The sequence below is a fragment of the Bombilactobacillus sp. ESL1094 genome (genome assembly GCF_058107425.1).
The window spans coordinates 805,335-824,074 of the sequence record NZ_JBYLUM010000001.1 but is presented as its reverse complement, the minus strand read 5'-3'; the positions used below and the strand labels follow the sequence as shown (position 1 = coordinate 824,074).

Annotated in this window: 15 protein-coding genes; 10 read left to right on the top strand and 5 right to left on the bottom strand. The window is 39.2% G+C overall.

All coding sequences use genetic code 11. The features are described from left to right. Positions 1 to 2: 2 nt before the first annotated feature. From AC3B5S_RS04145 to AC3B5S_RS04135, 3 genes are read left to right on the top strand one after another with little or no spacing between them, the layout of a single operon-like run. Complete coding sequence (locus AC3B5S_RS04145; protein WP_489756950.1) at positions 3 to 254, top strand: DUF951 domain-containing protein; 252 nt, start codon at positions 3 to 5, stop codon at positions 252 to 254. 15 nt (positions 255 to 269) lie between these two features. After that, entirely contained in the window at positions 270 to 1,370 is a 1,101-nt protein-coding gene (gene ychF, locus AC3B5S_RS04140; protein WP_489756951.1) for a redox-regulated ATPase YchF, read from the top strand. Positions 1,371 to 1,378: 8 nt separating this feature from the next. Further along, positions 1,379 to 2,146, top strand: a complete 768-nt coding sequence (locus AC3B5S_RS04135; RefSeq protein ID WP_489790109.1) for a DUF1129 family protein — start codon at positions 1,379 to 1,381, stop codon at positions 2,144 to 2,146. Between the two features lie 446 nt (positions 2,147 to 2,592). Here AC3B5S_RS04135 and AC3B5S_RS04130 read toward each other — a convergent pair whose 3' ends face one another. Next, positions 2,593 to 3,789 (bottom strand): YhgE/Pip domain-containing protein, encoded by a 1,197-nt coding sequence (locus AC3B5S_RS04130; RefSeq protein WP_489790108.1) that lies wholly within the window; start codon positions 3,787 to 3,789, stop codon positions 2,593 to 2,595. A 135-nt stretch (positions 3,790 to 3,924) separates the two neighbouring features. Here AC3B5S_RS04130 and AC3B5S_RS04125 point away from each other — a divergent pair, with 135 nt between their 5' ends. Next, entirely contained in the window at positions 3,925 to 4,452 is a 528-nt protein-coding gene (locus AC3B5S_RS04125) for a TetR/AcrR family transcriptional regulator (RefSeq protein ID WP_489756954.1), read from the top strand. Between the two features lie 219 nt (positions 4,453 to 4,671). Here AC3B5S_RS04125 and AC3B5S_RS04120 read toward each other — a convergent pair whose 3' ends face one another. Beyond that, a complete protein-coding gene (locus tag AC3B5S_RS04120; protein WP_489790107.1) occupies positions 4,672 to 5,361 on the bottom strand; it encodes a GTP pyrophosphokinase in 690 nt (229 codons plus the stop codon). A 148-nt stretch (positions 5,362 to 5,509) separates the two neighbouring features. Here AC3B5S_RS04120 and AC3B5S_RS04115 point away from each other — a divergent pair, with 148 nt between their 5' ends. The 3 genes from AC3B5S_RS04115 to AC3B5S_RS04105 all read left to right on the top strand — a co-directional run bounded on the left by AC3B5S_RS04115 (position 5,510) and on the right by AC3B5S_RS04105 (position 9,738). Further along, positions 5,510 to 6,073, top strand: a complete 564-nt coding sequence (locus tag AC3B5S_RS04115) for a TetR/AcrR family transcriptional regulator (RefSeq protein WP_489756956.1) — start codon at positions 5,510 to 5,512, stop codon at positions 6,071 to 6,073. 34 nt (positions 6,074 to 6,107) lie between these two features. Beyond that, positions 6,108 to 8,507 (top strand): YhgE/Pip family protein, encoded by a 2,400-nt coding sequence (locus tag AC3B5S_RS04110; protein WP_489790106.1) that lies wholly within the window; start codon positions 6,108 to 6,110, stop codon positions 8,505 to 8,507. Positions 8,508 to 8,793: 286 nt separating this feature from the next. Beyond that, complete coding sequence (locus tag AC3B5S_RS04105) at positions 8,794 to 9,738, top strand: 3-hydroxyacyl-CoA dehydrogenase family protein (protein WP_489774673.1); 945 nt, start codon at positions 8,794 to 8,796, stop codon at positions 9,736 to 9,738. Between the two features lie 132 nt (positions 9,739 to 9,870). On the opposite strand, the gene AC3B5S_RS04100 is transcribed toward AC3B5S_RS04105, so the two are convergent. Then, positions 9,871 to 10,191, bottom strand: a complete 321-nt coding sequence (locus tag AC3B5S_RS04100; protein ID WP_489756959.1) for a DMT family transporter — start codon at positions 10,189 to 10,191, stop codon at positions 9,871 to 9,873. Between the two features lie 339 nt (positions 10,192 to 10,530). Here AC3B5S_RS04100 and AC3B5S_RS04095 point away from each other — a divergent pair, with 339 nt between their 5' ends. From AC3B5S_RS04095 to AC3B5S_RS04085, 3 genes are all read left to right on the top strand, one after another. Next, positions 10,531 to 11,562 carry a PTS sugar transporter subunit IIC gene (locus AC3B5S_RS04095; protein ID WP_489790105.1) on the top strand — a complete coding sequence of 344 codons (1,032 nt, stop codon included), beginning with the start codon at positions 10,531 to 10,533 and terminating at the stop codon, positions 11,560 to 11,562. Between the two features lie 123 nt (positions 11,563 to 11,685). Then, the gene (locus AC3B5S_RS04090) at positions 11,686 to 12,807 is read left to right on the top strand and encodes an exonuclease SbcCD subunit D (RefSeq protein WP_489790104.1); all 1,122 of its coding nucleotides are present in this window, start codon (positions 11,686 to 11,688) and stop codon (positions 12,805 to 12,807) included. Between the two features lie 3 nt (positions 12,808 to 12,810). After that, complete coding sequence (locus tag AC3B5S_RS04085; RefSeq protein WP_489790103.1) at positions 12,811 to 15,948, top strand: AAA family ATPase; 3,138 nt, start codon at positions 12,811 to 12,813, stop codon at positions 15,946 to 15,948. 164 nt (positions 15,949 to 16,112) lie between these two features. Here AC3B5S_RS04085 and AC3B5S_RS04080 read toward each other — a convergent pair whose 3' ends face one another. Both AC3B5S_RS04080 and AC3B5S_RS04075 read right to left on the bottom strand, forming a co-directional pair. Beyond that, positions 16,113 to 16,982, bottom strand: a complete 870-nt coding sequence (locus AC3B5S_RS04080) for an aldo/keto reductase (protein ID WP_489790102.1) — start codon at positions 16,980 to 16,982, stop codon at positions 16,113 to 16,115. A 58-nt stretch (positions 16,983 to 17,040) separates the two neighbouring features. Then, on the bottom strand, positions 17,041 to 18,591 hold the full coding sequence (locus AC3B5S_RS04075; RefSeq protein WP_489757699.1) for an APC family permease: 1,551 nt from the start codon (positions 18,589 to 18,591) through the stop codon (positions 17,041 to 17,043). Positions 18,592 to 18,740 lie beyond the last annotated feature (149 nt).

Below are 18,740 nucleotides of genomic sequence, written 5' to 3'. Positions count from 1 at the left end.
ATATGTATCAGCTAGGTGATATTGTTTTAATGAAAAAACCGCATGCTTGTAGCTATAATCGCTGGGAGGTTGTGCGCTTAGGTGCCGATATTAAGATCCGGTGTTTAGGCTGCGGCCACCAAGTGATGATGCCTCGGGCGGAATTTAATAAAAAATTCAAAAAAATTATTACCAAAGAGCACGAAGTTAAAACCGCTCAAGAAGAATTTTATATCGCAACTGCAAAACTAAAAATACCTAATCAATTAAATTAATAAGGAGTTTAGATCATGGCTTTAACAGCAGGAATCGTTGGTTTACCTAATGTGGGTAAATCAACTTTATTTAATGCAATTACCAAAGCAGGAGCAGAAATGGCTAATTATCCCTTTGCCACTATTGATCCCAATGTCGGGATGGTTGAGGTGCCAGATGCGCGTTTAAAGCGGATTGATGAATTAATTCCCGCTAAGAAAATTGTTCATACCACATTTGAATTTACGGATATCGCCGGGATTGTTAAGGGTGCTAGCCAAGGTGAAGGTTTGGGTAATAAATTTTTAGAAAATATTCGCCAAGTGGATGCAATTGTGCACGTGGTGCGGGCCTTTGCTGATGATAATATCACTCATGTCAATGGTAAAATTGATCCCTTGGATGATATTGAAACGATTAATTTGGAATTAAGTATTGCGGACTTGGATAGTGTCAATAAGCGCTTAGCTAAAGTTGAAAAAGTAGCACGCACCAAAGATAAAGCGGCAGTGGCAGAATTAGCCGTTTTACAAAAAATTCAACCAGTCTTAGAAGCAGGCGGTGCCGTGCGGAGTATTGATTTCAGTGAGGAAGAGCAGCCAATCGTTAAGGGGTTATTTTTATTAACCGCCAAGCCAGTTTTATACGTAGCTAATATTGCTGAAGATGACATGGCCGATCCTACTCAATCACCATATTATCAACAAGTTGCAGACTATGCTGCAAAGGAAAATGCAGAAGTGATTGGTATTTCAGCCAAAACGGAAGAAGAAATTGCGGAATTAGATGATGATGAACGCCAAGTCTTTTTGGAAGCTGAAGGTGTAGAAGAATCCGGGTTAGATCGGTTGATTCGTGCTAGCTATCATTTATTAGGTTTAGCGACGTTCTTTACGGCTGGTGGTCCAGAAACCAGAGCTTGGACGTTTAAGCAAGGAATGAAAGCTCCCCAAGTGGCTGGAGTGATCCATTCAGATTTTGAACGGGGCTTTATTAAAGCTGAGACGGTTTCGTATGCCGATTTAGACAAATATGGTAGTATGCAAGCAGTCAAAGAAGCTGGACGTTTACGGCTTGAAGGTAAAGATTATGTAGTTCAAGATGGAGATATTATTGAATTCCGGTTTAATGTTTAGGAGTAGCTATGGATCCCAGAGATAAAAATAAACAAGCACAACAACACCAACAAGAACAACAGCAGCAACGTACTCAAAAACGAGAACATCAATTAGAAGTTGAAGAGCAAATTAAAGATGCCACGCCCGAACAATTACGTCAAAAACTAAGTAATAAAAATGAAGATTACTTATTTCGGTTGCAAAAAGGGCTGACACAGCAAGGAAAAACGCCACAACAAGCCCAAACATTGGTTGATGGTTTGCTACAAGAAGTCCTTGATAATCAAATTAAGGGGATTCCGGCGCGCCAACTTTATGGTTCCGTAACGACGAAAATCGATTCGTTGATTCATAAAAAGGCGCCGAAGGCTACAGCTTCCAATACACCGACTTGGCAAATGGCGGTGGATAATTCCTTGTTATTTGTAGCGATTTTTGCCATTATGTATGGAGTGATGAGCTTATTCATTAAGCATCCTAGTCGGCAAAACCAAAGTGGAATTTTATCTATTTTAGTGATTGCGATTGTTTGGGGCGTTTTATTCGGTTGGTTGAATAAACGCATGTTAGCAGAGGATCACAAACGCGAACCTTTCTGGAAAACCATTTTGATTATCATTATTGGTTTGTTGATCATGTTCTTTGTCTGGATGTTAACGGTGCTTGTCCCACCAGTCCTCAATCCGATTTTACCAGCTTGGGCTGAAATAGTAATTGCCATCGTAGCTTATGCAGCTCGCTGGGGCTTTCGGAAGTATTATCATATTACGTTTAGTTCGTTTACCGGACGGTAGAAATTTTAATTTTTGGAAATAATAGAGATTGAAGTGAAGTTTGCTGTTTAAGCTTTTACATTCAATCTTTTTCTTTTGGAGAAAATTGTCCTAAAAACGGCTGGTATACTTAAAAAAGTAATTGCTGGCAAACCTAATTAAAAATTGCCATTGTAATGAAAGAAATTAATTAATGTTATTGTCCCAACATCCTGGTTTTATTTACAGATGCCTAGCTGGAATTTGTAAAGCTAGATTAACGGCATCATCCCAACATCCTGGTTTTATTTACAGATGCCTAGCTGGGTTCCATTATTGTTTGTTACAGGTTATCTAGAGTAGGTACTTTTGCTTTAATTTTAGTAGTTATTTTCATTATTAAACTCATATTTATATACAAAAAAAGAGCAGAACAAAAAGTTGCTCACTTTTGTTCTACTCTTTTTACTGACTGAAAATAGCTAATTCTAAGCAGTGACGGTCTTATCTTTTTGTCCTAGACTAGCTAAGAACATTACAATTAAGCAGATAATACCAATCACGGCCATGATGCTCATCATACTACCAGTTGTGCTACCATTAGGTAGATAGAAAATATTGGTTAAAGCTTCCATTGGGAATTTAATTGGGGTCCAACTAAAGATAAAGTCTCTTTGGAATGCGGTTAAGGCTTCCTTAGGATAAGCAGCAACAGCCATTGATAACATCCAAACGGCCATTGCGATTAATTGACCGCCCATCCCCAACCAATCAAAGAGGGCACTGAGTAAATAGAAGAAGACTAAGACTGAGGTAAAGAGTATTCCGAGATAAGATCCAGTATTTGGAATTGGTACGGAGAAGGCACTGCTAATTCCGTAAATTACTAGTGTAACAATAGCAGCTAATAAAATACCAGAGACAGCTTGCTGTCCTACTAATCTAGTGGTTAAACGCTTGGTCTTGGTTTGGGCTTTCAAATAGCGCCATAGCATCATGTTACCCATCATGGCTCCAATCCAGATAAAGACCGTGGTCATCATTGGCATCATGCCGCTCATTGATTTATCAGGTACTTTATTGATATTCTTAACTTGGGGCACCATTAAATTATTAAGTGCGGAGTAAGCTTGTGGTGACAATTTAACGGATTTTTGAGCAAGTTGTAGGTTGATTTGTTTACTCATTCCTGCGTTTAATTTATTAATTAAGACCGGGAGGCCGGTAGTTAAAGCAGAACTGGCTGAGACGTTCGAACCTTGGCTAATAATGATTTTAACTTTAATCGGCTGTGGCGCAGCTGGCTCCGGCTTGTTGGTCATACTGGCGATAGCCACTTGCTGTACGTAAGTGCCAATTTGTTTTTGTTTTTGTGAGAAATTCTTTGGGAAAACAATAATTCCGTAAGCCTTGTGTTCGTTAATTGCCTTTTTGGCAGTTGAAACAGAATCTTTTTTAATAAATTTGATTTTGGCATCTTTTTTGGTGCCAGCATCATGTAATTTATCAGCGATTTTCTGGGACTGGGGACCTTTGTCCAGATCAACCACTGCCACGGGTAATTTTTTAACAGCTACGTTATTGCGGACACCGATTTGAATACCGCCTAAAAAGGTTACCATTAAGGTGGCAGCAATTATCGCAATCCAAAAGCCTTTAGCTTTTAAGAAATTGAAAAATTTCATACTTGTGAAAACTCCTTTGCTTGTGTGATTGTTCCATTTTAGCCACATTAATATTAAAAATCATTAGTTAATTTTTCTGAAAATGTTCGTTTTGCGACATTTTTAAGCAAAGTGCTCACTATTTGAGGAGAAAATATGGATTTACGTAAAAAAAAGACAATAAAAGCTATTGTAGAGGCCTTTATAGAATTGGTTAATAAAAACGGCTATCACAAATTAACGATTAATCAATTAGCCCAAAAAGCAATGATTAATCGCAATACGTTTTATAACTATTTTGAAGATAAAGAAGATTTAGTAGAAAAATTAAGTCAGAGATTTATTGTAGATTCTAAGGACGTGTTAGACAACGCGATCACAAACCAAAGTGCTGAGCACATTCATTATTTTTTTGAACATCGTGAGTTGATTCAAGCATTATTTAATAGTAAATTTTATTCACAACATCAAGATTTTGAGAGTCAATTGGCGCAATCTTTTAAAGAATTATTACACCAAAAGTATCAATGGTCGCCGGATTCATTACAGTCGTCGTTGGTTAGTATTAATGCCATTTCTGTGATTAAGTATATTGTCTCAACTGAGATTGAAATTACGGCTGAACAAATTAATCAAGCCCGCCAGGCAATGTTTTCGGTGATTAATCAAGGCTCCGATAAATAATTGGAATATTCAAAGAGCGTTGTTCAACTTCCAAGTTGAACAACGCTCTTTTGCTGAAGCTAAATGGGAAAAATGACCTTCAACGATTTCATCAGGAACATTTTCAGGCCAGTAGACTTGGCTTCAAGCAATTTGCATAGTCACATAACTTTCATAAATTCGGCTGATGATAACCTTATGATTAATGATCATGATAAAAGTGAAAATATATTGTAGGAACTATTTATCTAAATCTTTAGCAATTTGTTGCATTCCGACTTCAATATCGTTGATCCGCTGGGAGTATTCGCCGAGCTTATCAGTATAGGTATCAGCTTTAGCGGTACTAGTGAGGTTTTTATAATGTAATTTATGTTCGAGGCTAGCCCACATGTTCATGCCGCTAGTGCGTAATTGCACTTCTACGGGAATATCTTTGTGCGTTTGATTGGCTAAAAAGACCGGGACACTAACAACTAAGTGCAACCCACGGTAACCGTTAGGTTTAGGGTGATTTAAGTAATCTTTGCTTTTGATTAATTTGACGTCGTCTTGATTAATTAAGGCTTCTTTAACGCGCAAAATATCATCCAGATAATTGGTAATAACACGAATGCCAGCAATATCGAGCATGTTTTTATTGATACTTTCAATTGAATAAGGGAGCTGTTTGCGTTCTAGTTTATCAAATAAACTGGCGGGACTTTTGATTCGCTCTTCAATGAGATTAATCGGATTGTGATGGTGCGTGATGGAATACTCATCATCTAAGTTTTCTAACTTCGTGCCGATCTCTTTAATGGCAGAACGGCGTAACATATATAGGTTAATTAGTTGAGTGAGATCAATGTCTTGATCTTTCATGAGGACGGAACTAATCTGCATTTCAATTTGGTCAATACTTAAAAAATTATTACGTTCTAGAATCATAAGAGAACCTCCAATGTTCATTATTATAGAACTTTTTGTTTGGTAGAACTATTTTGAAAGTTTGAAGATTTTGTGCTTGAAAGCCGAAAAAATTTATATTAAAATTACACATTGTAATATTGTTTTTACAAATATAAGGAGATGGAAAATGGTTAATCGACGTGTAACTAAGGAGCAGATTGTTCAAGTTGCGCAGCAAATCGTTTTTGATGATGGCATTCGTTCGCTATCATTTCCACTCATCGCCCAAAAATTGGATATTCGTTCGCAAACTTTGTACAATTACTTTAAGAATCTGCAAGATTTAATCAATCAGATTGGTGCGGACTTTATGGACAATTTGTATCAATTATTTATGGATAATTTGCTTGGTCTGTCCGGCAAAGCGGCGTTTCAAAAGTATGGGGAAGTGGCCCATCATTATTTTGAAAGTCAGGGTAAACTGGTGGAACTAGTTTATGAAGTCCATCGCTTTAGTCATGATAGCCTGTTTTATCAAAAGACAGCCCGTAATTGGCAAATCTTGGATAAATTGGTCACGGGGGTGCATTTGAAGCATATGCATGCGAAGAATTTTGTCCAAACTTTTATTAGCGCGGTACTCGGCTTTACCGCTATTGAAATGATGGGTTTCTTACCATCTGAACAAAAGCAACGCCAACAGTCATTTCAAGAACTTCTGGCGTTGCAGCTCAATGAAATTATTGAATAACTAAGAGAAATTAATAAGGAGTAGTTTGTTATTTATGATTAAAAAAGAATGGAAATTTATTGGCAAACACCATATGATTTGGATTTCATTGATTGCCATTGCATTAATTCCCTTTTTGTATTCCATTTTCTTCTTGCGTTCAGTTTGGGATCCGTATGGTGAAACGCAACATCTTCCTGTCGCCGTGGTTAACGAAGATAAGCCAGTGCACTATGAGGGGAAAAAGTTAGCGGTAGGGCAGCAAACGGTGAAAAAATTGAAAAAAAATCACCAGTTAGGCTGGCGCTTTGTCTCCGCTAAACAAGCAAAAAAGGGTCTGAAAGATCAAAAATATTTTACAGTGGTGACGATTCCGAAGGATTTTTCTAAAAATGCGGCAACTGCTTTAGACAAACATCCTAAGAAAATGAAGTTACAATACCAAACTAATGATTCCTTGAATTATATTGGCAGTGTGATTAGTCAGATGGGAGTTACTAAGTTAAATTCTCAAGTTCGATCTGCGGTCACTCAAGCTTATGCGCAGGCCATGTTTGCTGGTTTAAATGTGATTACCCATGGCATGCAACAGGCAGCGAGTGGTGCTAGTCAACTCAACGTTGGTACGGTCACATTGAGCGATGGTTTGAATCAATATACGGCGGCAGTATCCCAGGTTAATGATGGTGTGCAAACTTTGAGTTTAAATGTTGCGCCATTAACGAACGGGATTGCGCAATTAAAACAACAAGTGCAACCTCTAGCAAGCAGTGTCAGCCAATTAAGTAACGGTGCTAATCAATTAAGTTCCGGCTTGGCCCAGTTACAAAATGCTGTGAGCGCGAGCGCTTCTGGCAGTCAACAAGCACAATTACAACAAGTTGTTGCGGCTTTACCTCAAATCAATTCTGGTTTGCAACAATTAAATCAAACCTTACAACAAACAAATACTGGTGCCTTAGGTAATTTTCAAAATAATTTAGCAGGAATTGGTAGCCAAACGCAAACGATTGGTAGTAATTTACAACAAGCTAGTCAAACTTTGGCCAGTTTGAATACAAATACCGGTAGTGGAGTTGATGTGGCAACCAGTTCCCAAGCAATTATTGGTCAAATCAATCAAGAATTAGCTAATCAAGGAACGCCACTGACGGCTGATCAACAAGTTATTGTTAGTCAAGCGGTACAATCTGGTTTAGCTCAAGGAACTGATAGTAGTGCTTCCAGTAACTTGCAACCAGCTTTACAAAGTGTAGCTGGTAATTTGCAGGCAGCCAGTGCCGCTACACAAGGCATTGGAGCTAACTTACAAGCAGTGCAACAAGCACAACCGCAATTACAACAAATTCAAGGTCAATTAGGTCAACTACAAGGTAGCGTCCAACAATTAGCACAAGCTTCTAACTTAGCTTTACCCGGTGCTAGTCAGGCAATCAACCAATTGAACTCGGGTGTGCAAGGCATTCAAAGTGCTTTAAATGGTACGGGTACACAGGCAGGTTTGACCTCGGGTGCTAATCAGTTAGCTAGTGGTTTGTCACAACTCAATCAATCTGTACCAACATTAACTAACGGGATTGATCAATTAGATGCTGGTAGTCAGCAATTGGGTTCAGGTGTGCAACAGTTGGCTAGTGCCACCGGCCAACTGGCATCTAGTGGTGAGCCGTTAACCGCGGGTGCGCAACAATTACTCAGTGGTAGTGGTCAATTAGGTCAAGCCTTGAATCAAGGTTCACAGACGTTAAGTCAAATTAAACCAACTACTAAAAATGCTCAGATGATGGCTGCGCCGACTAAGGTTAAACAGCATCATTACAGCCGCGTATCTAATTATGGTCATGCGCTAGCACCGTATGTATTGTCAGTGGCATTATATGTTGGTTCTATCGTCTTTAACTTTATTTATCCGATTCGTCGTGTTTCTGAGACAGGAAAACCTTCTTGGCAATGGTTCTTAAGTAAAATTAGTGTGGGAGCAGTGATTGCTGTCGCAATGGGCGTGTTAAATGCAGGCTTGATGTTAGTCGGTGGACTGCAACCAGATAATTTAGGCGAGTACTTTACGATTGCCATTTTATTCTCGCTGACGTCGATGTTCCTAATTATGTTTTTGGCGATGTTATTAGATAATCCAGGACGCTTTTTAGCAATGGTCTTGTTGATGCTTCAATTAGGCGGTTCTGGTGGAACTTTCCCTATGCCAATTACGAGTCATTTTTATAATGTAATTCATCCTTACTTGCCAATGACTTATTCAATTAATGGTTTTCGGGAAGCTTTGACTTCGGGATTAGGTTACAATACCTTTGTGCAAGCAGTGATTGTCTTAGTATCAATTATCGTGATCAGTTTGGCTTTGTTATATTTAAGTATGGATTTCTTACAACGAAAGCATCTTGCTGGTAAATCAGAACTAGATGGTAATCAAGATTTACAAGCAGTGGAAAAGTAAGCTGAAATTTTTCATTGATAGTAACAATTTAGAACTAAAAGCACTCAGAAAAAATATAAACTGCTGACCCCTAGAGCAGTGTGATGTTCGTATCATTTGATACGAACATTTTTTTGTCTCGTCTTGTTTGAACAGCTGAAGGTTCGTAAGGTTACTCTCCACTCGGCTTCAGAAAGTTCACACCAAGTTACGCTTGTAATCGTTATCGAACCAGACTATGATGAAGCTAGGGGAAGATATGGGTTAAATTGATTATTTGACGTTTAATTAATTAGGAGGCTAATTGATGAAGTCAAATCTAATAAACAACTGCTGTATCGTTGGTTCCAACAAATTGGGTTGTTCTTTAGCAATTCAATTGGCTGGGTCCGGTTACCAGGTTAATTTAATCGTACCGCAAGCTGATTTAGATACATGCCACCAAAAGATTCAACAACAATTAACGGATTTGGTGCAACAAAAATTATTACAAACAACTTTGACAGAAGTTTGGAATGATATTCATCTAGTAATTCAAGCTGCCACCGCTTTTCAAGATGCAGATATTGTATTTGTTACCAACCATATGACGATGCTCGCGGAACAGCATTTTTGGCAGGAAGTTGAACCCTTGGTCAGTCAAAACGCCATCTTGGCTGACTGTAATACTTACTTGTGTCCGACGGATATTCAAAAGCAATTACAATACCCCAAACGTTTTGTGGGACTATGTTTTGGCTATCCAGTTTATTTAATCCCGCTAGTAGAAATTATGTCTGGGCAATTGACCGCTCAAGCGGTCGTCGAACACTTAATGGATTGGTTTATTTCGTTAAATAAAAAACCGGTGCATTTAACTGCTGAGGGGGCAGGCTTTATTAGTGAGCGCTTAGAAATGGCAGTGCTGAGAGAGGCTACTTCGTTGATTGATCACGGCGTAGTGGATGCCCAAACGATTGATACGATTTTTAAATATGGTTTAGCCCGTTATTGGCAAACTGCGGGTCCACTAACACAAGCTGATGTAATTGGTTTAGATGTGTTGGAGCGTTTGAGCAGTTATCTTTATTCTAATTTGTCCAGTGCTAAACAGACGGACTGGGTTTTGCAAAATAAAGTTATGACGGACCAACTAGGCGTTAAATCTAAGCAAGGTTTTTACGCGTGGGATCAAAAAACTATTTCCAAAATGCAAGAACAGTCCTATCAAGTACTACTGCATCAATGTAAATTTGATCAAAAACAAGCTTAAAAAAGCAAGTCCCAATTACGGTTGAATGGCTGGTAATTGGGGCTTTTTGAGTCTATTACTAAGAAAACGTTTCACGTGAAACGTTTGAGAACAACCATAGTTGTCCAAGAAAAAATTTACTAGAAAGTTAGGTCAATGGTGATTGAATAAATTAACTAAGATGACGCCCATGAGGATCAACAGTAAACCTAAAACACTCATCCAATTTAATTTTTCATGCCATAATAAGACGCCAATGATGGTGGTGGCAATAATCCCTACGCCTGACCATAACGCATAAGCAATACTTAAGTTGATACTGCGTAACGATAATGACAGACAGTAGAAACAAATTCCGTAAGAGATTAAGGCCCCACCAGTAGGAAATAATTGGGTAAAACCATTTGAGGCTTTCAGTAATGAAGTACCAATGATTTCACCAATGACGGCAATGAGCAAGTATAAATAACTCATAAAGTTTCTCCTTCATAATTAATAATCATTACTTTAAAGAGGTTATCTGCGGAAAGCAAGCAATATAAAATTAAAAAAAGTTCTTGCTTTTTAATCATAAATTAAGTATATTTAATTAAAATTCAATTTGAGGTGAACATGATGCGTTTAAGTATTAACCGACAGTTGAATATTCATTTTTACCGGTACTTTCGATCGTTGATCTGAGTACCAGTATTCTTTGTTATACGACTACACAGATCAAAACATCATCTTTTGAACTGTGTAGTGCTGGAGTAAGAAGTCAAAAGCCTGCATGGTCAAACATGTAGGCTTTTTTAGTGCGATGGAGGAATCAAAATGTCAAATGTTAAAAAAATTTGTTGGGAAACAATTAACGGTTTATCGACGGGAATTGTATTAGCCTTGGTACCCGGAGTTTTAGTCAGTTTATTGGTGAAGTGGCTAACTCCCATCTGGCCACAAATTCAAATTTTAAATTTTTTAACGGGAATTGCGACCAGCTTATTACCAGTGATGGGCGGAATTTGTGTGGGGATGACTGCAAAATTAACACCCATTCAAACTGGAGCTGTCGCTATTGCGGCTATGTGTGGCGCCGGAAATGTGAAATTAAGTCATCAACAGTTAGTGGTCCAAGGTAGTGGTGATGTGATTAATATAGCGATAACGATTATGCTTGCTGAGGCGGTGATCTTATATTTAGGCCAAAAATTAAAAGCTTATACCATTTTATTGGTCCCCTTAATTGTCATTGTCATTGCTGGAGGAATTGGCTTAATGACGTTGCCTTACGTCCAACAAGTAACGGCCTTCATTGGCTTCGGGGTTAAACAATTAATGGCTTTTCAACCAATTGTGATGGGAACTTTAGTGGGAATGATTTTTGCTTTATTGATTTTGTCCCCCATTTCTTCAGTGGGAATCGCTTCGGCCATTGGAATTAGTGGTGTGGCTGCTGGTTGCGCTAATTTGGGGATTACGGCGGCTAGTTTTGCCTTAGCAATTTATGGCTGGCAGGTTAATTCCATTGGCACGTCGTTGGCCCATTTTTTAGGTTCACCCAAAATGCAGATGCCTAACTTAATGGCCAAGCCGAAGTTATTAATTCCGGTATTGATTAATTCTGGTTTCCTAGGAGCTGTAGGCGCCATCTTTAAAGTGACTGGAACGACACAAAGTGCAGGATTTGGTTTTTCTGGTTTGATTGGTCCAGCTACGGCCTTAGAAACAATGGGCGCTACCAGTTCTAACTGGATTATTGTTTTAAGTTTATTTCTGTTCTTACCCATTGCCTTGGGATTAATTAGTAATCGAATTTTTAATCATCGACTTTTTAATAGTCACGATTTTCAATTATCCTTTACGTAAAAAAGTTTGCTAAGGGAATTTTCAAAACAGTCCTATTGTAAATTAATGTCGCTAGTTAATGGAACCGAACTTTTTTTGTTGTACATAAATTTCAGTGTACAATGAATTAAAAGAGGTTAAAATATGCGTTTTTTACACACGGCCGATTGGCATTTAGGACGAAAATTACACGGCTTTAGTTTACAAGCGGAGCAAGAGTTTGCTTTTCAGCAAATTGAACAAATTGCTTTGCAACAACATGTCGATGGAATAATTATTGCAGGAGATTTATATGATCGAACTTTACCATCCGAACAAGCAGTAGCGCTCTTTAATCAGCAATTAAAGCAACTTAATTTAGTTGATCATTTGCCGATTTATGCGATTGCGGGCAATCACGACAGTGCCACGCGGCTGGCAACAGGTAGTTCATGGTACCAAAATACTAATTTGTATCTGGCGACCCAATTGGCACAGGCGTTTGAACCGATTGAATTAGCGGATACGCAGATTTTTTTATTGCCGTATTTTGAACCGTTCGCCGTCCGCCAATATTTTGCGGACGCTCAGCTTAAGACCTTACAGCAAGCGATTGTGCCGGTGTTGCAAAAAATTAAGCAGTTGTTTCATCCGCAAAAAAAGCATATTTTAGTGGCACATTTTTTTGTGGCGGGGAGTTTACAAACCAATTCCGAAACGCCATTAAAAATTGGGGGCTTGGCCGCGGTACCAGAAAACTTGTTAGCCGATTTTGATTATGTTGCCTTAGGGCACTTACATGGTAAGGATGCTTTAAGATTGCCGAATGCTCGTTATAGTGGTTCACCAATTAAATTCTCATTGTCCGAATCCCAGCAAACTAAGGGAGTTTGGCTAGTGGATACCGAACCTTTTCACTTAACCTTTATGCCCTTAAAACCCTTGCATGATGTCCACCAACTAACGCAGGATTTTCAAACTTTAATCACGCCAACTTATTATCAGCAGTTAAATTTAGATGATTATTTTGGCTTTATCTTAACTGATCAGCAAATCATTCCCAATGTATTATCTCGTTTACGAAAAATTTATCCGAAAATTTTGAGCGTGCAACGGGCAACAGCCATTCAACTGCCGCAGACGACCTTAAAAAAGCGGCCGGATTTACATCAAGATCCGATGCAATTATTAACCAAGTTTTATCAACAAACCACACAAAGAACTTTAACAACTGAGCAATTAAAGTGGGCCACTGCAGCTTTAAAAACGGCTCAAAAAGAGGTGTAAGCTTTGCGGCCATTAAAATTAGTAATGCAAAATTTTGGACCTTATGTCCACGAAACGGTGGATTTTACGACCTTCGCACATTCGGGCTTGTTTTTAATTACCGGTCCGACGGGGAGTGGTAAAACCACTATTTTTGAAGCTTTGACTTTTGCTTTATATGGAGCAACAACCACCGATGCGCGGACACCGGAGAGTTTTCGTTCGGATTTTGCATCTGCCAGTGAACCCACCCAAGTGCAATTAAACTTTGTACATCAACAACGTGAGTATCAAATTACTCGCTGTCCTAAGCAGGTTCTACCCAAAAAGCGCGGGGTGGGACAAAAAGTTTACGAAAGCACCGGGCGGTTAGCAATTTTTGAACAGGGCCAACAAATCGCGGAATTGACCAAAATCAAAGACATTAATTTAAAATTACTCGATGTTTTACAGCTGTCCCGCCAACAATTTGTGCAGATTGTGTTATTGCCACAAGGAGACTTTCAACGCTTTTTAATGGCGTCTAGTAATGATAAAGAAACAGTTTTACGTAAAATTTTTCGGACACAGTTGTATCAAAAATGGACGCAAGTCTTAAATGAACAATTGAAAGATTATAAAAAAACACAGACTAATTTGCAGCAAGAATTGAAGTTGTTATTGGATAAAGTTCACTGGGCGGTCAAACCAACTACTAGTGATGTAGATAGTAAAATATCCCAGTTAACGACACAACAAGACCATGACGAGCAACAATTGGCACAGCAAAAAAGCGCTCAAACCAAACTACAGCAACAAGTACAACAACAGCAGCAGTTATTAACACATGCTCAAACATTGAATCAGCAAATTCAATTGTTGCAGCAAAAAAAGGCTGAGCAGCATAAATTAAAGCAAGAGCAACCAAAATTTACGCAAATGCAACAAACAATTACGCAATTGCAGTGGGTGCAACAGCAACAGCCTTTATTACAAATGATCCACCAGCAACAAGACCGTCAACAATCTTCGCAACAGCAATTACAACAAGTCCAGCAAGAAGTGTGCCAACAGCAGCAAATTTATCAACAACAAACGCAACAATTAAGTAAATTACAACAACAGCAAGCCCAACAAGACCGCCAGCAGCAGGAATTGGAACTCTTACAACAGCAGCAGCCGATTTTGACTAAGTTGCAAGCAACACTGCAACAAATTCAACAATTGCAGCCCCGAGTACAAACCTTGCAAGAACAATTGCAGCAGCAACAGTTAGTGGTCGAACAAACACAATCGCAGTATGAGCAAGTTCAAACCCAACTACAAAGTCCGCCACAAGATCTCAGCCAAATCGCTACAGACCGGCAAAAATTGCAAACCATGCAGACCATGCAAACTCAGGTCGCACGATTAAGTACACTGCAACAAAAACAAGTACAATTGCAGGCGGATCAAAAGCTTCAGCAACAAGCATTGCAACAAGAGCAACAAAATGTGCGCCACTGGCAGCAACAATCCGCACAGCAAGAGCGCCAACGTCAACACCAACAAATTCAAACTTTGGCCGCACAATTACAAACTAACCAGCCCTGCCCTGTTTGTGGTAGTCGCAAGCATCCCAAACCGCCGGTGATTACGCAAGCTACTGTTAGTTTACAGCAGTGGCAAGCAACAAATACGCAATTACAGCAACACCAACAACAGTTAGTTCGTTTGCAAACTATTGTAGAAGAGCAAACGCAGCAATTACAAAACCAACAGTTAGACTACCAACAATCTCAGCAACAATTACAAAAATTATGGCAAAGTATCAATCTGACATGGGATTCAGCTGTGACGCTGGAGCAATTACAGTCGCAGTTAACGCAACAAATTACTCAGCACCAACAATTAATTAAACAACGTACCGCTAGTTGGACTCACTGGCAACAGCAAACCCAAGAGTTGCCACAATTACGCCAAGCTTGGCAAACAGAACTTGCTCAAAAACAGGCTACACAGCAACAATTACAAGAGCAGACTACAAAACTTCAAGTTTTGCAGAGTCAACAGCAGAATTTACAAGCGCAATTGACGATCAAATGGCCTCATGAGGCTGAACTAGAGCAACGTATGGAAGAGTTAGAACAGCAAATTAACCAATTTAATGATCAAAAAGCGTTGCTAGAACACCAACAAGCTACGACCAAGCAACAACTAGTTACCGCGCAAGCACAAGCGCAAGTTTTAACTCAACAAGTCCAACAATTAACGGCGGAATTGACCAAGCAAACCGCTGATTGGCAGCAACGCCTCCAGGACCATTTTACGCAGAATGCGCAACAACAATGGCAGCAATTATTATCGCAACTGGACCAATTGCCGACTTTACAAACACAACTTACACAGTATCAGCAACAATTACAGCAGGTGAATAATCAAATTGATATTTACCAAAATTTAGTCGGTCAACAAGAAATGATTGATTTACAGGAGCTGCAAGCACAATTGGATCAGCTACAAGCTCAATTAGTGCAACAAACACAATCTTGCGACCAATTGCAGCAACAAGTTCTATTCAATGAACAACTCCTGCAACAGATCCAAACTAGTGCGCAAAAGTTGCAAGCCATTCAGCAAAAACTAGAGCAATTAACCTTATTAGTGACAACAATGTCGGGCAACAATGAAGTCAAGTTAAGCTTAGAACGTTTTGTTTTGCAGGCCCAACTAGCCGAAATTTTGGAAGTCGCGAATCAACATTTACAGCAGTTAAGTTCGGGGCGTTATTACATGTTGTTGCACCAACAAAAAGGTGTTTATCAGAAAAATACCGGTTTAGAAATTGATGTTTATGATGATCACGTCGGCCAAGTACGGAGTGTTCATACGTTGTCGGGAGGAGAAAGTTTCTTAGCAGCTTTGAGTTTAGCCTTAGCATTGGGGGAAGTGATTCAGCAACAGGCTGGTGGTATTAGTATTGAAACGCTGTTTATTGACGAAGGTTTCGGGTCTTTAGACCAAGCTACTTTAACGACGGCGCTCACGGCCTTGGAACAATTGGAAAGTCAAGATCGGCTGATCGGAATTATCAGTCATGTCGATTTATTGCGGGAACAAATTCCTAATCAAATTCGTATTCAGACTACGGGTCAGGGCCAAAGTAAGATTCGCCTGATTACTAATGAAATGACTGCTGAATAAAATATTAGTTCGCTATGTATATCAAAAAAAGACTGGAGCAATCAGCCGAACAATGATCCACGTTAATTGCGTACTAGCATTGTAGCTAGTGGTTTTTAAGGATCAATGACTAGAACCAGTCTTTTTTGATTTGTAATTCTTTGTTAATCAGCTGTCGGAGCTAATTAGGAAGGTCGATTATTTTGATCGTAGTCTTTATAGAACTTGACATTTTCTGGAGCACGCCGATCTTTTCTGGGCGCATTCGGCGCATCTAGTTTTTGAATTTGCTGCATTTGTTCAGGTGTTAATGCAAAATCCCATAAATCTAAATTTTGTTGCATGCGGTCAGGATGAATTGACTTCGGGATAATGACAATGCCTAATTGAATCAAGTAGCGCAAAGCAACTTGCGCCGCTGTTTTGTGATGTTGTTGTCCGATTTGGACCAAGGTGGGATTATGGAATAAATCATTTTGACCTTGAGCCAAAGGTCCCCACGCCATCAGTTGGGTTTGGTATTGATCTAAATATTTTTTGGCAGTACGTTGTTGATAGAAAACGTGCGTTTCTAATTGGTTCACTGCTGGTTGAACATCGTTAAATTCTGCTAAATCAACAAAACGATCAGGTAAAAAGTTGGAAACACCAATCGCCCGAATTTGCCCAGCTTGATATAACTCTTCTAAAGCACGATAAGCACCATAGTAGTCATTAAATGGTTGGTGGAGTAACACTAAATCTAAATAATCAGTTTGGAGTTTGTGCATTGATTCTTGGAGAGAATCTTTAGTTTGTTGATAACCGTAATTTGAAACCCAAACTTTAGTAGTTAAGAAAATATCTTGCCGATTGACGGAACTCTCAGCAATTGCTTGACCGACAGCTTCTTCATTATAGTAAGCTTGCGCGGTATCAATTAAGCGATAACCAGTATCTAAAGCTGTTTGTACGGCAGTTTGACACTGCTTTAAATCAGCAATTTTGAAGACGCCAAAACCTTCTTGAGGCATTTGCACACCATTATTCAACGTAATATTTGGAACTTGCTTCATGATCTAACCTCCTAGGATAAATTGACTGTAGCACCTTCGAGTAACACGAAGTCAAGGATTAAGAGTGCGATTTTTGGTTGGCCGTTTGAGCTTTTTTTAAGAAGGTGGATGGCCAAGCACTTTTCAAACCCCAGAAGTAAAATAATAGACTGCCGATAATAATGACACCAAAGTCCCAAGGATATTTGATCCAATTCAAACCGTGAAATTCATGGCTACCTAGTAAAGAGCTAAGTGTCATAAATAGTAAATAACATAACAACCAGGCGGCACCTTTGAGATTAGCGCTGGTTTGTTGCCAATGATTTTTGGCCTCATAGTAAAAATAAATTGGTAGACCCAGGCAAATGACTAAAATAACTTCAATGGTAGTGGGCCACATGCCCCAATAAATCGCTAAAGAAGTTAGCACAAAGGCAAGCGGTGCTAACCAGGATAAATGTTTTAATTTGACAGGACGGTGAAACTGCGGGGCTAATTTACGCAAGGAAACGACAGTGACTGGTCCTGTAAGATAGGCGATTAATGTGGAAGTGCAAATGACCGTTGCCAGCGTGGACCAGGAACGAAAAACACTCACCATGATCATGCTCAAAACGGCATCAATAATCATGGCCGTGCGCGGAGTGTGGTATTTGGCATTCATTTTGCCAATGAAAGTCGGCAAGTGTTCACTGTCGACCATAGCCGCTAAAGCGCGCGAACTGGAGGCAGCAAACGAAACTCCCGTACCAAAGGGCGAAACAAAAGCATCTAAGTATAAAAGAATTGACAGCCAGGAAAGTCCGATTAAGATGGCTAAATCCGCAAAGGGTGAATTAAAATTCAAACCTTGCCAGCCATGACTTAACATTTTGGGTGTTAATGTGGTAATAAAGGTACTCTGTAAGAGAATGTATAATACAGCACTGATACTGAGTGAGATGGTAATGCCCCGGCCTACGTTTTTTTTCGGATTAGTAATTTCGTTACCCATATTAATCACGGTTTGAAAAGCATCAAAGGAAAAAATAATCCCGGAAACAGAAGTGGCCGCAAAAATGGGCGCACTACCATAAGGCATAAAAGTGTGCCAACTATGGCCGTAATTAGCCGGATGAAAACTACTGATGGTTAATAGAATGATAGTTAATAGGGGAACAACGACTTTAAAGATAGAAATGAAGCTGGTAAAACGCGTTAATAAATCAATAGACCAGTAATTGATCAGTGTAAACACGATGATGAATACAAAAACGACTAGTAAGCCGGAATTGGTAATTACTCCATGATTTAATAAATGGTGGGTAAATTGAGCCCAAGACCACGGCCACGAACTCATATATTGCACGGCCGCTACTGCTTCAATCGGAATTAGAGTAATTAAAGAGATCCAGTTGGCCCAGGCAGCAATAAAGCCGAGTAAGGAACCATGACTATATTGGGCGAATTTACTCATGCCCCCAGATTCGGGAAACATGGTCCCTAATTCGACATAATTATAAGCAATTGCGCCAATAATGACTGCTCCGATTACCCAAGCTAAAATGGCCGCCGGACCGGCAATTTTGGCGGCTTCCCACGAACCAAAGAGCCAACCGGAACCAATTAATGATCCCAGTGCCAGCATGACTAAGTGAAATAAATTAATTTTCTTTTTCATTTCATTCTCCCAAGAGTACTAATACTTAATTAATTTACCACTTTTTGATAAGCAACATAAAAAAATTTTTGAAAACGAGCAATCAAGTCTAAAGCTGGTTGTGCTAATGATTATAA